This is a genomic window from Pseudomonas marginalis, from assembly GCF_900105325.1.
Lineage (GTDB): Bacteria > Pseudomonadota > Gammaproteobacteria > Pseudomonadales > Pseudomonadaceae > Aquipseudomonas > Aquipseudomonas marginalis.
In genome coordinates, this window is sequence record NZ_FNSU01000003.1 from 2,975,559 (window position 1) to 2,992,498 (window position 16,940).

Annotated in this window: 16 protein-coding genes; 9 read left to right on the plus strand and 7 right to left on the minus strand. The window is 61.2% G+C overall.

All coding sequences use genetic code 11. The features are described 5' to 3' along the window. Positions 1-217: 217 nt before the first annotated feature. From BLW22_RS23020 to BLW22_RS23030, 3 genes are all read left to right on the plus strand, one after another. Positions 218-2,269, plus strand: coding sequence for a putative bifunctional diguanylate cyclase/phosphodiesterase (locus BLW22_RS23020; RefSeq protein ID WP_027605584.1), 2,052 nt, complete (start codon positions 218-220; stop codon positions 2,267-2,269). 126 nt (positions 2,270-2,395) lie between these two features. Beyond that, the gene (locus tag BLW22_RS23025) at positions 2,396-3,739 is read left to right on the plus strand and encodes an imelysin family protein (protein WP_027605583.1); all 1,344 of its coding nucleotides are present in this window, start codon (positions 2,396-2,398) and stop codon (positions 3,737-3,739) included. A gap of 248 nt (positions 3,740-3,987) precedes the next feature. Then, complete coding sequence (locus BLW22_RS23030; protein ID WP_065925925.1) at positions 3,988-5,442, plus strand: TrkH family potassium uptake protein; 1,455 nt, start codon at positions 3,988-3,990, stop codon at positions 5,440-5,442. Here the strand turns inward: BLW22_RS23030 and BLW22_RS23035 are convergent. After that, the gene (locus BLW22_RS23035; protein ID WP_065925924.1) at positions 5,399-6,457 is read right to left on the minus strand and encodes an AraC family transcriptional regulator; all 1,059 of its coding nucleotides are present in this window, start codon (positions 6,455-6,457) and stop codon (positions 5,399-5,401) included. The two genes, BLW22_RS23030 and BLW22_RS23035, sit on opposite strands and share 44 nt — an antisense overlap. Positions 6,458-6,620: 163 nt before the next feature. Between BLW22_RS23035 and BLW22_RS23040 the strand changes: the two genes are divergently transcribed. The 3 genes from BLW22_RS23040 (at position 6,621) to BLW22_RS23045 (ending at position 8,773) form a co-directional block, all read left to right on the plus strand. Continuing rightward, a complete protein-coding gene (locus tag BLW22_RS23040) occupies positions 6,621-6,932 on the plus strand; it encodes an Mpo1-like protein (protein ID WP_027605580.1) in 312 nt (103 codons plus the stop codon). Positions 6,933-7,298: 366 nt separating this feature from the next. Beyond that, positions 7,299-7,472: a hypothetical protein gene (locus BLW22_RS35035; protein WP_162844272.1), complete on the plus strand. Its 174-nt coding sequence runs from the start codon at positions 7,299-7,301 to the stop codon at positions 7,470-7,472. 104 nt (positions 7,473-7,576) lie between these two features. Next, positions 7,577-8,773, plus strand: a complete 1,197-nt coding sequence (locus BLW22_RS23045; protein WP_074847520.1) for an MFS transporter — start codon at positions 7,577-7,579, stop codon at positions 8,771-8,773. On the opposite strand, the gene arfB is transcribed toward BLW22_RS23045, so the two are convergent. Then, positions 8,770-9,183, minus strand: coding sequence for an alternative ribosome rescue aminoacyl-tRNA hydrolase ArfB (gene arfB / locus BLW22_RS23050; protein WP_065925922.1), 414 nt, complete (start codon positions 9,181-9,183; stop codon positions 8,770-8,772). The two genes, BLW22_RS23045 and arfB, sit on opposite strands and share 4 nt — an antisense overlap. 70 nt (positions 9,184-9,253) lie before the next feature. Here arfB and BLW22_RS23055 point away from each other — a divergent pair, with 70 nt between their 5' ends. Beyond that, positions 9,254-9,628 (plus strand): cytochrome c, encoded by a 375-nt coding sequence (locus BLW22_RS23055; RefSeq protein ID WP_065925921.1) that lies wholly within the window; start codon positions 9,254-9,256, stop codon positions 9,626-9,628. A 65-nt stretch (positions 9,629-9,693) separates the two neighbouring features. On the opposite strand, the gene BLW22_RS23060 is transcribed toward BLW22_RS23055, so the two are convergent. Continuing rightward, on the minus strand, positions 9,694-11,115 hold the full coding sequence (locus BLW22_RS23060) for an amino acid permease (RefSeq protein ID WP_065947874.1): 1,422 nt from the start codon (positions 11,113-11,115) through the stop codon (positions 9,694-9,696). 638 nt (positions 11,116-11,753) lie between these two features. Between BLW22_RS23060 and BLW22_RS35040 the strand changes: the two genes are divergently transcribed. After that, positions 11,754-11,891: a hypothetical protein gene (locus BLW22_RS35040; protein WP_003175756.1), complete on the plus strand. Its 138-nt coding sequence runs from the start codon at positions 11,754-11,756 to the stop codon at positions 11,889-11,891. A 73-nt stretch (positions 11,892-11,964) separates the two neighbouring features. Then, positions 11,965-12,924 carry a CgnE/CgnB domain-containing protein gene (locus tag BLW22_RS23065; protein ID WP_065925918.1) on the plus strand — a complete coding sequence of 320 codons (960 nt, stop codon included), beginning with the start codon at positions 11,965-11,967 and terminating at the stop codon, positions 12,922-12,924. 189 nt (positions 12,925-13,113) lie between these two features. On the opposite strand, the gene rluB is transcribed toward BLW22_RS23065, so the two are convergent. From rluB to BLW22_RS23085, 4 genes are all read right to left on the minus strand, one after another. After that, on the minus strand, positions 13,114-14,361 hold the full coding sequence (gene rluB, locus BLW22_RS23070) for a 23S rRNA pseudouridine(2605) synthase RluB (RefSeq protein WP_027605574.1): 1,248 nt from the start codon (positions 14,359-14,361) through the stop codon (positions 13,114-13,116). Positions 14,362-14,557: 196 nt separating this feature from the next. Further along, a complete protein-coding gene (gene scpB, locus BLW22_RS23075) occupies positions 14,558-15,472 on the minus strand; it encodes an SMC-Scp complex subunit ScpB (RefSeq protein WP_074847521.1) in 915 nt (304 codons plus the stop codon). A gap of 12 nt (positions 15,473-15,484) precedes the next feature. After that, complete coding sequence (locus tag BLW22_RS23080) at positions 15,485-16,183, minus strand: segregation and condensation protein A (protein ID WP_169898658.1); 699 nt, start codon at positions 16,181-16,183, stop codon at positions 15,485-15,487. Positions 16,184-16,303: 120 nt separating this feature from the next. Next, entirely contained in the window at positions 16,304-16,933 is a 630-nt protein-coding gene (locus tag BLW22_RS23085) for an L-threonylcarbamoyladenylate synthase (protein ID WP_027605571.1), read from the minus strand. Positions 16,934-16,940: the final 7 nt, after the last annotated feature.

Consider the following 16,940-nt stretch of genomic DNA (forward strand, 5'->3'; position numbering starts at 1 on the left):
GGCGGACCGGCTCCGCCTTCTCTCCAGTCAATATTTGTACCGCATGCTGATTCTTTATCCACGTCTGCCAGGCACCGATCTGCGTTGGTACCTCTCAATGCTGGTCAGCCAAAACGTCAATTGAGCTTATGCCCCAATGTCCCTTTGACTGCCAACCTCAGATTGCCAATACTCATGGCATATTGAAGGCCACCCGCATGAGACAAGGAATGCCCCTTTGAAGCTGGAACTCAAAAACAGCTTGTCGGTGAAGTTGCTACGGGTCGTGCTGCTGTCGGCGTTGATCGTGGGCGTGACGCTGAGCGTGGCGCAGATCGTTTTCGATGCCTACAAGACGCGCCAGGCCGTGGCCGGTGATGCCCAGCGCATCCTCGACATGTTTCGCGACCCCTCGACCCAGGCCGTCTATAGCCTGGACCGCGAGATGGGCATGCAGGTGATAGAGGGGCTGTTCCAGGACGAGGCGGTGCGCATGGCCTCCATCGGCCATCCCAACGAAACCATGCTGGCAGAAAAAAGCCGTGCCTTGCAGCACTCCCCCAGCCGCTGGCTCACCGACCTGATTCTTGGCCGGGAACGCACCTTCACCACTGCCTTGGTCGGCAAAGGCCCCTACAGCGAATATTACGGTGACCTGAGCATTACCCTCGACACCGCCACGTACGGCCAGGGCTTTATTGTCAGTTCGGTGATCATCTTCATTTCCGGCGTGTTACGCGCCTTGGCCATGGGCCTGGTGTTGTACCTGGTTTACCACTGGCTGCTGACCAAGCCGCTGTCGCGGATTATCGAACACCTGACATCGATCAACCCGGACCGCCCCAGCGAGCACAAGATCCCGCAACTCAAGGGCCACGAGCGCAACGAGTTGGGGTTGTGGATCAACACCGCCAACCAGTTGCTCGAATCCATCGAGCGCAACACCCACCTGCGCCATGAGGCGGAATCCAGCCTGCTGCGCATGGCCCAGTACGATTTCCTCACCGGCCTGCCCAACCGCCAGAAACTGCAGGAGCAACTGGACAAGATCCTCATCGACGCCGGTCGCCGCCAGCGCCGGGTGGCGGTGCTGTGCGTGGGACTGGATGACTTCAAAAGCGTCAACGAGCAGTTTACCTACCAGGCCGGCGACAAATTGCTGCTGGCCCTGGCCGACCGTCTGCGCGCCCACAGCGGTCGCCTCGGCGCCCTCGCCCGCCTGGGGGGCGACCAGTTCGCGCTGGTACAGGCCGATATCGACCAGCCCTACGAAGCGGCCGAACTGGCGCAAAGTATCCTCGACGACCTGGAGGCGGAGTTCGCCCTCGACCACGAGGAAATTCGCCTGCGCGCCACCATCGGCATCACCTTGTTTCCCGAAGATGGCGACAGCACCGAGAAGCTGCTGCAAAAAGCCGAACAGACCATGACCCTGGCCAAGAGCCGCTCTCGCAACCGCTATCAGTTCTATATCGCCAGCGTCGACAGCGAAATGCGCCGCCGCCGCGAGCTGGAAAAAGACCTGCGCGATGCCCTCAGCCGCGACCAGTTCCACCTGGTCTACCAGCCGCAGATCAGCTATCGCGACCAGCGTGTGGTAGGCGTGGAAGCCCTGATCCGTTGGCAGCACCCGGAACACGGGCTGGTGCCGCCGGACCTGTTCATCCCGCTGGCAGAACAGAACGGCACCATTATTCCGATTGGCGAATGGGTACTGGACCAGGCCTGTCGACAATTGCGCGAATGGCATGACCTGGGCTTCACCGAACTGCGCATGGCGGTCAACCTGTCCACCGTGCAGTTGCACCACACCGAGCTGCCACGGGTGGTCAACAACCTGATGCAGATCTACCGCCTGCCGCCGCGCAGCCTGGAGCTGGAAGTCACCGAAACCGGCCTGATGGAAGACATCAGCACCGCCGCCCAACACCTGTTGAGCCTGCGCCGCTCCGGGGCATTGATCGCGATTGATGACTTCGGCACCGGCTATTCCTCCTTGAGCTATTTGAAAAGCCTGCCCCTGGACAAGATCAAGATCGACAAAAGCTTCGTCCAGGACCTGCTGGACGACGATGACGACGCCACCATCGTTCGCGCCATTATCCAACTGGGCAAAAGCCTGGGCATGCAGGTCATCGCGGAAGGCGTGGAAACCGCGGAGCAGGAGGCCTACATCATCTCCGAGGGTTGCCATGAAGGTCAGGGTTACTACTACAGTAAACCCCTGCCGGCCCGGGAGTTGGCGGCTTTTTTGAAGCAGGCGGAGCGCAATGGCGCGGCCATTCTCTGAGCGGGCAAAACGATACTGAATATTTCCCGCGTATAACCCTTTACACAAAATGCAAATCTTTCGCATTATGTCGCAGTTTTGCGCGACCCCCGCGCGCCCATCAACAACCGAAGCAGGATGTTCGCCATGATTCGTATGCCCCTGGCCACCGCCAGTCTGCTGGCCATTGCCATTTCTCTCGCCGGTTGCGGCGAAGGTAAAGACAAGCCCGCAGCAAACCAGGCGCCGACCCCGGCTGCCAGCACCACCGCTCCAGCGGCTGCCACCCCTGCCGGCCAGGTCGATGAAGCGGCCGCCAAGGCCGTGGTTGCGCATTACGCCGACATGGTCTTCGCGGTGTACAGCGATGCCGAGTCCACGGCAAAAACCCTGCAAACCGCAATCGACGCCTTCCTCGCCAAACCAAACGACGAAACCCTGAAAGCCGCCCGGGCCGCCTGGGTTGCCGCGCGCGTTCCGTACCTGCAGAGCGAAGTGTTCCGCTTCGGCAACACCATCATCGATGACTGGGAAGGTCAGGTTAACGCCTGGCCCCTGGACGAAGGCCTGATCGACTACGTCGACAAATCCTACGAACACGCCCTGGGCAACCCGGGCGCTACCGCCAACATCATCGCCAACACCGAAGTCCAGGTCGGCGAAGACAAGGTCGACGTGAAGGACATCACCCCGGAAAAACTCGCCAGCCTCAATGAGCTGGGCGGTTCCGAAGCCAACGTCGCCACCGGCTACCACGCCATCGAATTCCTGCTCTGGGGCCAGGACCTGAACGGCACCGGCCCGGGCGCGGGCAACCGCCCTGCGTCGGACTACCTGACCGGCGACGGCGCAACCGGCGGCCACAACGAGCGCCGCCGCGCCTACCTGACCGCCGTGACCCAACTGCTGGTCAGCGACCTGCAGGAAATGGTCGGCAACTGGAAACCCAACGTCGAAGACAACTACCGCGCCACCCTGGAGGCAGAACCTGCCACCGACGGCCTGCGCAAAATGTTGTTCGGCATGGGCAGCCTGTCCTTGGGCGAGCTGGCCGGTGAGCGCATGAAGGTTTCCCTGGAAGCCAACTCGCCGGAAGACGAACAGGACTGCTTCAGCGACAACACCCACTACTCGCACTTCTACGACGCCAAGGGCATCCGCAACGTCTACCTGGGCGAGTACACCCGCGTCGACGGCACCAAACTGACCGGCGCCAGCCTGTCGTCCCTGGTGGCCAAGGCCGACCCGGCTGCCGATACCGCGCTGAAAGCGGACCTGGCGGCGACCGAAGCGAAGATCCAGGTCATGGTTGATCACGCCAACAAGGGTGAGCACTATGACCAGTTGATCGCGGCCGGTAACGACGCAGGTAACCAGATCGTGCGTGACGCCATCGCCGCCCTGGTCAAGCAGACCGGCTCGATCGAAGCCGCTGCCGGCAAGCTGGGCATCAGCGACCTGAACCCGGATAACGCTGATCACGAATTCTGATCAGCGCGGTGTTGAATGAGGCGGCCTTCGGGTCGCCTTTTTTGTGCACTGTCTTTACCACCGCAAACCCATGTGGGAGGGGGCTTGCTCCCGATAGCGGTGGCTCAGTAGATACTTCCTTCACTGACACACCGACATCGGGAGCAAGCCCCCTCCCACATTTGATCCATGTTGTGCCCAAATCCGCCGGTTTACATGCCCTGCACCCCAGGTAGAATGGCGCCTCTGCCCTATTTCGAGCTTACTTCATGGCGTTGCCGACCCTACGCATCATCGGTTTCATCATCGGCATCTTCCTGATCACCCTTGCGATCGCCATGGTCGTGCCCATGGCCACCCTGGTGATTTTCGAACGGACCAGCGACCTGCCCTCGTTCCTCTGGGCCAGCCTGATCACTTTTGTCGCCGGGCTTGCCCTGGTGATTCCCGGGCGTCCCGAACACGTGCACCTGCGTCCGCGAGACATGTACCTGCTCACGGTCAGCAGTTGGGTGGTGGTATGCGTATTCGCCGCGCTGCCGTTCCTGCTGACCCAGCACATCAGCTACACCGACTCGTTTTTCGAAAGCATGTCCGGCATCACCGCCACCGGCTCCACGGTGCTGAGCGGCCTGGACACCCTGTCCCCCGGCATTTTGATATGGCGCTCGCTGCTGCACTGGCTCGGCGGCATCGGCTTTATCGGCATGGCGGTGGCGATCCTGCCGCTGCTGCGCATCGGTGGCATGCGCCTGTTCCAGACCGAATCCTCGGACCGCTCGGAGAAGGTCATGCCCCGCTCACACATGGTGGCGCGGCTGATCGTGGCGGCCTACGTCGGCATCACCATCCTCGGCAGCCTGGCGTTCTGGTGGGCCGGCATGGGCCTGTTCGATGCGATCAACCATGCGATGTCGGCGATTTCCACCGGTGGGTTCTCCACCTCGGACGAGTCCCTGGCGCACTGGAAACAACCGGCGGTGCACTGGGTGGCGGTGGTGGTGATGATCCTCGGCAGCTTGCCGTTCACCCTGTACGTGGCCACCTTGCGGGGTAATCGCAAGGCATTGATCAAGGATCAGCAAGTACAGGGCCTGCTCGGTTTGTTGCTGGTGACCTGGCTGGTGCTCGGCACCTGGTACTGGTGGACCACCAACCTGCATTGGCTGGATGCCCTGCGCCATGTGGCGTTGAACGTCACGTCGGTAGTGACCACCACCGGTTTTGCACTGGGGGACTACAGCCTGTGGGGCAATTTCTCACTGATGCTGTTTTTCTACCTGGGCTTCATCGGTGGCTGTTCCGGCTCCACGGCGGGCGGGATCAAGATTTTCCGCTTCCAGGTCGCCTATATCCTGCTCAAGGCCAACTTGAACCAGCTGATTCACCCGCGCGCGGTAATCAAGCAGAAGTACAACGGCCACCGTCTCGACGAAGAGATCGTGCGTTCGATCCTGACCTTTTCGTTTTTCTTCGCCATCACCATCTGCGCCATCGCCCTGGCCTTGTCGCTGCTGGGCCTGGACTGGATGACCGCACTCACCGGCGCCGCCAGCACCGTGTCCGGCGTCGGCCCGGGCCTGGGGGAAACCATTGGCCCGGCCGGCAACTTCGCCAGCCTGCCGGATGCGGCCAAGTGGATCCTGTCCCTGGGCATGCTGCTGGGCCGGCTGGAAATCATCACAGTCTTTGTTCTGTGCATTCCGGCGTTCTGGCGTCACTGACCGTCGACGCGTCCTGCAGCCGCGCCCGGTATTCGCCGGGCGTGGCATCAAACCAGCGGCGAAACGCGCGAAAGAAGTTGCTCGGGTCGGCAAAGCCCAGCAGGTAGGCAATCTCCAACAGGGTCATGCGCGGCTGCGCCAGGTATTGCTCGGCCAGTTCGCGGCGGGTGTCGTCGAGCAGGGTCTGGAAACTCGTGCCTTCTTCCTGCAGGCGCCGCTGCAAGGTGCGCTGGGACAGGTGCAGGGTCTTGGCCACCACTTCGCGCTTGGGTTCGCCCTGGGGCAGCAGCCGGCACAGCACCTGCCGCGCCTTGTGGGTCACGCGGCTTTCGGAGAAACGCGCCAGGTACTCACCGGCAAATCGATCGTGCAACAGCGCCATGGCCTCGTTGGCTGTGGGCAGCGGCGCGTCCATGTCGGCGCGCTCAAAGATCAGCGCGTCATACGGCGCATCGAACTCCAGCGGGGCATGGAACGCTTGTTTATAGGGGGCCAGGTCCCCCGGTTGATCGCCCTGCAACAGCACTTTGCGGGGTTGCAGGGTCCGCCCGGTGAGCCAGCCGCACAGCGCCAACGCACAGGCCAGGGAGGCTTCGGCGCTTTGTCGGGTCGGCGGAAGATGATCGCCATGCACCGTGAGAATCAGCGCATAGCCTTCAGGTAATAGTCGAAAACTCAAGTCGGCGCTTTCGGCGATGATCCGCTGGTAACGCACCAAGCGCATGAAGCCTTCGGCCAGGGTGTTGCTGGACATCAAGGCGTAACCGGCCACATGAAACGACGCCGGGCGCACCACCTTGCCCATGTTCAGGCCAATCGCCGGGTTGCCCGACAACTCGACCGCGCGCTGCCACAGGCGGGTCATGGAGTCCTGCGGGAACCGCGCATCGGGGTCACTCAGGGCGGCGTAGTCCAGGCCCAGTTGCTTGAACAAGGCGCGGCAATCCAGGCCGTCCATTTCCAGTGCCTTGACTATCCCCATCGCCCAGCTTGCAGACGTTGTTCGTTCGCTCATGGCGTCTTCTTGAATAAAGCAGGCTCAAAACGGCAGCCAGGAAAGCCAAGGATACTAAAGTGGCATCTATTGTCACTGGCTGTTACCACTGATCACTCTAGACTCAAATAAGCTCCCCGCCGAACATCTGTTCGGCGGCACAACAATCAAAGGGCCGGCCGTAGTGGAAAACCTCAAGCGATTCAACAGCTTTGCCGAGTTTTACCCTTATTACCTGACCGAGCACGGCAACAGCACCTGCCGGCGCCTGCACTTTATCGGCACTACCCTGGTGATCGGCATCCTGGCCTATGCCATCGGCCGAGGCTCACTGGGGCTGTTATTGGCCGTGCCGATTGCCGGCTACAGTTTTGCCTGGATCGGGCATTTCTTCTTCGAAAAGAACCGTCCGGCGACTTTCCAGCACCCGTTCTACAGCTTGCTCGGGGATTTTGTGATGTACCGCGACATGATCCTCGGCAAGGTGCCGTTCTGAACGGTGTGACCTCTTGTCACTTGCGTAAAAACGATAAAAGGTTCGTACACCCGGCGATATAAAAGTCTTTTTGTCATTTACAGTGCTGTATCCTGCCAAGGCTTTTTGAGAGCGCGGAATCACCTGCGATTGAAAAAACAGACTTTGCGAGGAGCGACGACGATGCACGAGATACCTAATCTCCCCTTCCCAAGCCTGCACGAAACTGAGCAGCCAACACCGCAGCAGGCCAGCGCGAAGCAGCCTGAGGCCAAACAAGCAAAACCAGTCGACAGCAAGAGCCAGGACTGACGCCGTACCAGACCGTGTGGAAAGCGGACCTTTGAACGCTTTCCACACTGCCTGAATCACCCCGAGGTACCCGCCATGACAGACACCCTCCCGGACACCGCCGTACTCGACACCGCCCTGCAGATGGTCGACGTGTGGAACCGCCTCAGCGCGGACAAACAAGCCTTGCTGCTCAAGCGCTTCGGCACCCAGGAAAACGCCCTGGCCGCCCTGGTCACCACCCAGTTACTCGCCCCCCTTCAAGCCTGACGTCTTTTTGATCTGACGTTTTTGCGTTTTACCGCCCTGCGCACGCCCAAGCCCCGGTATCATTAGCAGCCTATCTTTACCTGCTGCGACAGTGGACCTCTCCCATGCCAGATACCCAGCGCCCCATGGCGGTCACGCTGCAAGTTGTTTCCATCGTGTTGTTCACCTTTATCGGCTACCTGAATATCGGCATTCCCCTGGCCGTGTTGCCGGGCTATGTCCACAGTGAACTGGGCTACGGCGCGGTGATCGCCGGCCTGGTGATCAGCGTGCAATACCTGGCCACGCTGTTGAGCCGCCCGTATGCAGGCAAAATCATCGACAACCTGGGCAGCAAGCGGGCGGTGCTGATCGGCCTGCTGGGCTGCGGCGCGAGCGGCGTGTTCATGTTGCTTGCGGCGTGGTTTTCAAGCGTGCCGGCCGTCAGCCTGGCCAGCCTGCTCATCGGTCGATTGGTACTGGGCAGCGCAGAAAGCCTGGTGGGCTCAGGCGCCATCGGCTGGGGCATTGGCCGGGTGGGCGCGGCCAATACCGCCAAGGTCATTTCGTGGAACGGTATCGCCAGTTACGGCGCGCTGGCGGTCGGTGCACCGTTGGGCGTGCTGCTGGTGAGGAATTTCGGGCTGTGGAGCATGGGCGTCAGCATTATCCTGCTGGCGGTCGTCGGCCTGTTGCTGGCCTGGAACAAAGTGGCTGCGCCCATCGTCGCCGGCGTGCGCCTGCCGTTCATGAATGTACTGGGCCGGGTGTTGCCCCACGGTTGCGCGCTGGCCCTGGGCTCCATCGGCTTTGGCACCATCGCCACCTTTATCACCCTGTATTACACCACCCAGCATTGGGATAACGCGGTGTGGGCATTGAGCCTGTTCGGCGCCAGCTTTATCGGTGCACGCCTGCTGTTCGGCAACTTGATCAACCGTATCGGCGGCTTTCGCGTGGCAATCGCCTGCCTGTCGGTGGAGATCCTCGGCCTGCTGCTGTTGTGGTTGGCGCCGGATGCCAACCTGGCCCTGGCCGGCGCAGCGTTGAGCGGTTTCGGCTTTTCCCTGGTGTTTCCGGCGCTGGGGGTGGAGGCGGTCAACCTGGTGCCCGCGTCCAGCCGTGGTTCGGCGGTGGGCGCCTATTCGCTGTTTATCGACCTGTCGCTGGGCATTACCGGGCCGCTGGCCGGGGCCGTGGCGGCAGGTTTCGGCTTTGCGTCGATCTTCCTGTTCGCCGCCCTCGCCGCCCTCGGTGGGCTGCTGCTGAGTGTCTACCTGTACCGGCAAGCGCCCAAGGCCCGCGAAGCGCGCGATGCCTAGAAGTCGACCTTGCCGCGCCCGGCCTTGATGCTGCCGCGCTTGGTCTTGGATTCCAGGCGCCGCTTTTTCGAGCCCAGGGTGGGCTTGGTCGGGCGGCGCTTCTTCTCGACCTTGGTGGCAGTGAGGATCAGCTCCACCAGGCGTTCCAGCGCGTCGGCGCGGTTCTGTTCCTGGGTCCGGTACTGCTGGGCCTTGAGCACCAGCACGCCTTCGCTGGTGATACGGCTGTCACGCAGTGCCAGCAGTCGCTCCTTGTAGAACGCCGGCAGCGACGACGCCGGAATATCGAACCGCAGGTGCACCGCGCTCGACACCTTGTTGACGTTCTGCCCTCCGGCGCCCTGGGCGCGGATGGCGGTCAACTCGATTTCGGCATCGGGCAGGTGCACGTTGTTGGAAATAACCAGCATCACTCAATAAACCCTAGGCAACAGACACGCCCAATCAGGACAACAACCTCGACAACAAGGACGCATGACAATGAAAAGACTATTAATCACTTTGCTCGGCACCTTATCACTCATTCAAACGTCACTGTCCTTTGCAGATAACGCCAATGGCAAAAACCTCTATTCACAGCGCTGCGCCATGTGCCACGGGCCAGACCTCAAGGCAACGGGACCGTTGGCCAGGAAAAGCAACCCGCCTACACCTGACCTGACAACCCCAGCCTTCAAAAAACGGCTGGCGGCTTACCCGGGCGTTATTGTGTCGTCGGTCATACTTCGCCCGAATGGAGACCTGATCCCAAAAACGCTGCGCGAGAATGGAGTAAAGGTCCCGCCGCATGCCTGGAACGTTAAGGACTTTCGCGACTTGAATGAATACATGAGCGGTGTGATTTCAAAAAGTTGACGGCTTCAAAATGCAAAAACCCCGCGCCCTATGCAGGATGCGGGGTTTTCCAGGTAGGCGCCTGTTTACTTCAACGCCGCACTCGCGGTGTTCAACGCCGCTTCAGCACTGCGCTTGTTCTTGATCCAATAACACACCGCCATAAACGCCACCCACACCGGGATCGCGTACACCGACACCTGGATCCCCGGAATCATCAGCATGATCACCAGGATAAACACCACGAACGCCAGGCACACATAGTTGCCGTACGGGTACCACAGCGCCTTGAACAACGGCGCCTGGCCGGTGCGGTTCATGTGCTGGCGGAACTTGAAGTGGGAGAAGCTGATCATTGCCCAGTTGATCACCAGCGTGGCCACCACCAGTGACATCAGCAGTTCCAGCGCATGTTGCGGAATGAAGTAGTTCATCAACACCGCCACCAGCGTGACCGCCGCCGAAGCGAGGATCGAACGCACTGGCACGCCGCGCTTGTCGATCTTGGCCAGCGCCCTGGGCGCATCCCCCTGCTCGGCCATGCCCAGCAGCATGCGGCTGTTGCAGTAGGTGCCGCTGTTGTACACCGACAACGCCGCCGTCAACACCACGAAGTTGAGGATATGCGCGGCGGTGTTGCTGCCCAGCATCGAGAACACCTGCACGAACGGGCTGCCACTGTAGGCATCGCCGGAGGCGTTGAGGGTGGCCAGCAGGCTGTCCCATGGTGTCAGCGACAGCAACACCACCAGGGCGCCGATGTAGAAGATCAGGATGCGGTAGATCACCTGGTTGATCGCCTTGGGGATCACAGTGCGTGGCTGGTCGGCTTCGGCGGCGGTAAAGCCGAGCATTTCCAGGCCGCCGAAGGAGAACATGATGATCGCCATGGCCATCACCAAGCCGCTGACGCCATGGGGGAAGAAGCCGCCGTGTTCCCACAGGTTGCTCACCGAGGCTTGCGGGCCGCCGCTGCCACTGACCAGCAGGTAGCTGCCCAGGGCGATCATGCCGACAATGGCGACCACCTTGATGATGGCGAACCAGAACTCCGCTTCACCAAAGACTTTGACGTTGGCCAGGTTGATCAGGTTGATCAGCACGAAGAACGCCGCCGCCGAGACCCAGGTCGGGATCTCCGGCCACCAGTAGTGCACGTATTTGCCGACGGCTGTCAGCTCGGACATGCCCACCAGGATGTACAGGATCCAGCAGTTCCAGCCCGACAGGAAGCCGGCGAAACCGCCCCAGTACTTGTGGGCAAAGTGGCTGAAGGAACCGGCGACCGGCTCTTCGACGATCATTTCGCCGAGCTGGCGCATGATCATGAAGGCAATGAAGCCGCAGATGGCATAACCCAGGATCATCGACGGGCCGGCGGATTTGAGCACGCCGGCCGAGCCCAGGAACAGGCCGGTGCCGATGGCGCCACCAAGGGCGATCAACTGGATATGCCGATTTTTCAGGCCGCGTTTCAGCTCGCCTGAAGAGCAATGGGGTTCACTCATGAAAAGGGTCTCACGCAAGGTTTGATGATGTTGAATGCAGGTTGCTGCCTTGAATTACCGACTCAAGCAGCGCCGCTCAAACCCCAGCGCAGGCACCAGGAATACAGCGTCTTTCTAACGGTCATGCGTCACCTGTTTGTTTTTATCTGTGACGAAATCGAACCCGCCGGGCTCGTGGCCAGGCGGAGTGATCAGGGCGGGTAAACCCTGAGGTCTTGGCCTTTTGCGTGGTTACGCAAGGGGGTCACAGTAAAACGCGGCGCATTGTACACCGCTCGACAGCTTCAAGCCGCACCCGCAGAGCACGTGCGACGATCTGTCAGGTATTCCTTACAGCGGTAAATAGGCCAATCATGCCGCGAGGTACACGTAAATTAATCGTTACAGCATGGAAAATCTGCGTTACAGCTGTAAGTTTTTGAAAAAATGGCGGTAGGAAAATTCATCACCATTAGCGATGCCAGCTCACTGTATTTCCTGAAGAAAAAAAGCCGGCGAAAAAACAGAAGAAAAAATCCAAATGAGACCGTGTCAATAAAATTTTTGCATTACCAAACACTCTCACCTAGGTTCTTTCACTTGCCCAGCGAAGCCCGCTGGCAAGCCGTTCTCAAACAACGTCCTCTAGGAGATACACCATGCAAGCACTGGAAAACGACCTGGAAACCGAACTGCAGCTCGACGATTGGTTTGAAGCGCCGACCCACGAGGCCGCCGTTGAAATGATGCAAGCCGATGCCGTGGTGCCATTTGGCACGGCGATGTGGCCTTTCTGACACCCGGCACGTATTCGGCAGGTGCTGTGCACGGCACCTGCCTCCTTACCCAAGGCACACAAGGACATACGTCATGGACAAGGCCCGCGCCGTTGAACACTTTCTCTACTACCTTGCACACCATCCGGCCCTCAGCGGCCTGAACTGCCCCACTGTGCTGCTGGGCCACACCGAGCGCTACGACGCCATCGCCCAGGCGATCGCCCAGAGCAGCGCCGCCCGTTTCAACTTCCAGGTGCAGCGCCTGGACCTGGCCGACAGCGACAGCCTGGCGCAGGCCATCGAAGCCTGCGACCTGTACCTGTTCCTCTACGATTCCTCCACCCTGCCCAACCCGCGCGCCGAAGGCCCGGACTTCATCCGTGCCCTGCAAGGCGTGATGGCCGAACACTGGAAGAAATCCCTGCTGTTCAAGGATTACGGCGACTACTTCTACGACACTTTCAGCGTCGAGCCGCAGCGCATCGCCGACCTCAACGCCACGCTGATCCGGCGCATGTCCCAAGCCGCTGTGCTGAGCTTTACCGACAAACACGGCTCACGCCTGCAGGCGCCCATGAGCAGCATCAAGAAGTGGACCAATATCAACGGCATCGGCAACCACGACCTGGCCCCCGGCGAAATCGCCACCCACAGCGAGGCCATCAATGGTCAGGTGCGGTTTGTCGGCACCTTTCTCAGCACCATCCCCTTCGCACGCAAGTACGGCGTGCTGCAGTCACCACTGGAACTGTGGATCGAAAACTCGACCATCTGCAGCGTGGCCAGTGACGTGCCGGGGCTGGCCGACGACTTCAATAAATACCTGAATGCCAACCCGTCCAATCGCCGGGTGGAGGAACTGGGGATTGGCACCAATGAAGGGGTGAAGGACCTGTATGCGCGCAATGCCGGGTTCGAGGAGCGCCACTGCGGCTTGCACCTGGGCTTGGGTGGCGGGCAGAAAGGCAGCCATCACCTGGACCTGATCTTTGCCAGTGGGGTGTTGGCGTTGGATGACAAACCCGTCTTTGACGGCACCTTTGCGTTCTGATCACCGACCTTGAAAATGATGGAGATCCAACTGTGGGAGGGGGCTTGCTCCCGATAGCGGTGCGTCAGTCGCCGGATTGGCAAGCTGATACACCGCTATCGGGAGCAAGCCCCCTCCCACATGTTTTACCTCTATTCCAAGGCACACAAACGCCAACCCTAGGGTTGGCGTTTGTGTGCCGCGGTTACATCACTGCGGTTTCTTGCGACCAAAGCCTGGACGTTGACCTGAACCGGCCGGTGCGCCACGGCGCTTGCCCGATGGCTCGTCCGCGACCAGTTTCAGGCCTGGGCGCTTTTTCGGCGCTGGCTTGGCCGGGCGCTTGGTGTTGGCACTGTCGGCTGGGTGATCGGATGCTGGAGCACCGCGACCGGCGTCACCACGGTTGCTGCGACCACCGCTTGGCGCGTCACCACGACCGGCTGGGCGTGGGGTGCGTGGCGCACGTTCGCCTTCCTGGCGCGATGGCGCGGTTGGGCGACGCTCGCCTTCGATGTGCGGTTGACGTGAGATACGCCCCCCGGTAGCCGGTGCATCCAGCGCCGGGCGCAGGGTGCGGGCAACACGTTCGGTGCGGGCCACGGGGCGCGACGATTTACGCTGCATACGATCGAGCTTGTCTTTGCTCTTGGCGTTCATCTGCGGCATGGCGACCGGCGTCAGGCCGACTTCGGCGCTGAGGATGTCGACTTCGTACTGGCTCATTTCGCGCCAGCGGCCCATCGGCAGGTCGGAGTTGAGGAACACCGGGCCAAAACGCACGCGCTTCAGGCGGCTGACCACCAGGCCCTGGGATTCCCACAGGCGACGCACTTCACGGTTACGCCCTTCCATCACCACGCAGTGGTACCAGTGGTTGAAACCTTCACCGCCCGGCGCCTGCTTGATGTCGGTGAACTTGGCCGGGCCGTCTTCCAGCACCACGCCGGCCTTGAGGCGTTCGATCATCTCGTCATCGACTTCACCACGCACACGCACGGCGTATTCGCGGTCCATCTCGTAGGACGGGTGCATCAGGCGGTTGGCCAGTTCACCGTCGGTGGTGAACATCAGCAAGCCGGTGGTGTTGATGTCGAGACGACCGATGTTGATCCAACGACCTTCTTTAGGCTTGGGCATCTTGTCGAACACGGTCGGACGGCCTTCCGGGTCGTCACGGGTGCAGATCTCGCCATCGGGTTTGTTGTACATGATCACGCGGCGCACCGATTCGGCGGCCTCTTCACGCTTGATGACCTTGCCATCAATGGTGATTGCGTCGTGCAGGTCGACGCGCTGGCCCAGGGTGGCCTCGACGCCGTTGACCTTGATGCGCTTCTGGGTGATCCAGGCTTCGACGTCGCGGCGCGAGCCCACGCCGATACGCGCCAGCACCTTTTGCAGCTTTTCGCCTGCAGGGCCGATTTCCTGGCTGTCGTTCTGGTCTTTATCGTTCATCTTAAGCACCTCCCGGTGGGTCGATTCAGGCGTGGCCTGAAGAGTGTTGAAAGCGGGGCTTTGGCCGAATAGGTCGGCAAAGGGTCGCGAATCATACGCCCATGGCGCGCGTTGCGCATCAGAGACTAGTCGATAAGCGCCAGGTCATGGTTTTTTCCGCCGACCGGTGGTGCCCCAGGCCCCGCATTCGACTGCGTCAGTCTTCGAACTGGCGGCGTTCGTTCTCGATGGCTTCGGCCAGGGCCCGGGCTTCGTCTTCTTCGTCGCTCAGGGGCGGTTGTTCGAGGGCGGCGACGGCGGCCAGGAGTTTTTCGCGGGCTTCGGCCACGCCGAGGATATCGTCCTCAGGTTCAGGTTCGACCTCCACGCTCACCTGGGCTTCCGGCTCGGCCACACCATCGCGCAGCAAGTCATCAAAGTCGGTCTTGATGCCCTGCTCCATGTCGTCCAGTTCCAGCAACAACGTGTGGAAACTGGTTTCGTCCTTGGGCTCTTCCGGCTCGGCGGTGGCGTCGGCCAGTTCCTGCAGGCTCGCCGGGACCGGGGCGTCGTCGAAGTCGAGCACCGGCTCGGCTTCCATCTCACGCAATTCGGCCAGGGGCGGCAGGTCGTCGAGGTTTTTCAGGTTGAAATGGTCGAGGAACACCTTGGTGGTGGCGAACATCGCCGGTTTGCCGGGCACGTCGCGGTAGCCGACGATGCGGATCCACTCACGCTCCAGCAGCGTCTTGACGATATGGCTGTTGACCGCCACGCCCCGCACGTCCTCGATTTCGCCACGGGTGATGGGCTGGCGATAGGCGATCAGCGCCATGGTCTCCAGCATCGCCCGTGAATAGCGCTGCGGGCGCTCTTCCCAGAGGCGGCCGACCCACGGGGAAAACTTCTCACGGATCTGCAGGCGATAACCCGACGCCACCTCACGCAGTTCAAAGGCGCGGCCGTCGCAGGATTTGCGCAGGATTTCCAGCGCCTTCTTGAACACCGGCGGTTCAGGGCGCTCGGCTTCCTCAAACAGTTCGAACAGACGCTCCAGGGATTGCGGTTTACCCGAGGCCAGGAGAAAGGCCTCCAGCAACGGGGCCAATTCGCGGGGTTCAGTCAGATTCATCGTTTCAGCTCTTTATTCGGCTCGCGCCCGCACGTGGATAGCCGCAAAAGGCTCATTCTGGACCAGCTCGACCAAGGACTCCTTGACCAGCTCGAGGACCGCCATAAAGGTCACCACCACCCCCAGGCGCCCTTCTTCCGCCGTGAACAGCTCCACAAACGGCACAAACCCGCCGCCCTTGAGGCGTTCGAGCACATCGCTCATACGCTCGCGGGTGGACAGGGCCTCGCGACTGACCTGGTGGTGTTCAAACATATCGCCACGGCGCAGCACCTCGGCCATGGACATCAGCAACTCTTCCAGGCTCACGTCCGGCAGCAGCTTGCGCGCGCGGGCTTCGGGGGCGTCGAGCTTGGGTACCACCACGTCGCGGCCGACGCGGCTCAGGCCGTCGATACCTTCGGCGGCGGCCTTGAAGCGCTCGTATTCCTGCAGCCGGCGGATCAGTTCGGCGCGCGGGTCGTCCTCTTCGGCCTCGACCGTCTCCGCGCGCGGCAACAGCATGCGCGACTTGATCTCGGCGAGCATGGCGGCCATCACCAGGTACTCGGCAGCCAGTTCCAGGCGTACCGACTGCATCAACTCGACATAGCCCATGTACTGGCGGGTGATTTCCGCCACCGGGATGTCGAGGATGTTGATGTTCTGCTTGCGGATCAGGTACAGCAGCAAGTCCAGCGGGCCCTCGAAAGCCTCAAGGAAGACCTCCAGGGCGTCCGGCGGAATGTACAGGTCCAGCGGCATTTCCAGCACCGCCTGGCCGTACACCATGGCAAACGGCAGCTCCTGCTGGGCGCCCGCCTGGCTGTCGACGGTTTCCACGGCTGACATTCAGGCCTCGGCCATAAAGGGCGCAGGATCGCCGCAACCGACACGGATCACTTCAGGTTCGCCGTCGGCCAGGTTGATCACGGTGGAGGCCTTGTTGCCGCCGAAACCGCCGTCGATGATCAGGTCCACCTGTTTTTCCAGCAATTGGCGCATCTCGTACGGGTCTTCCAGGGGCTCGGTGTCGCCGGGCATGATCAGCGACACACTCATCAACGGCTCACCCAGCTCGGCCAGCAACGCCAGGGCGATGGGATGCTCCGGCACCCGCAGGCCGATGGTGCGTTTTTTCGGGTGCAGCAGCAGGCGCGGCACTTCGCGGGTGGCGTTGAGGATAAAAGTGTAGGGCCCTGGCGTGTGGGCCTTGAGCAGGCGGAAGGTGCCGGTGTCGACCTTGGCGAACAGGCCCAGCTGGGACAAGTCGCTACAGATCAGCGCAAAGTTGTGCTTGTCATCCAGCTGGCGCAGGCGTCTGACACGCTCGACTGCGCCCTTGTCACCGATCTGGCAACCGATGGCGTATGACGAATCGGTTGGGTAGATCACCACACCGCCGGCGCGAATGATCTCTACGGCCTGCTTGATCAGGCGCGCCTGGGGGTTTTCCGGATGAATCTGGAAGAATTGACTCACGGGTTCT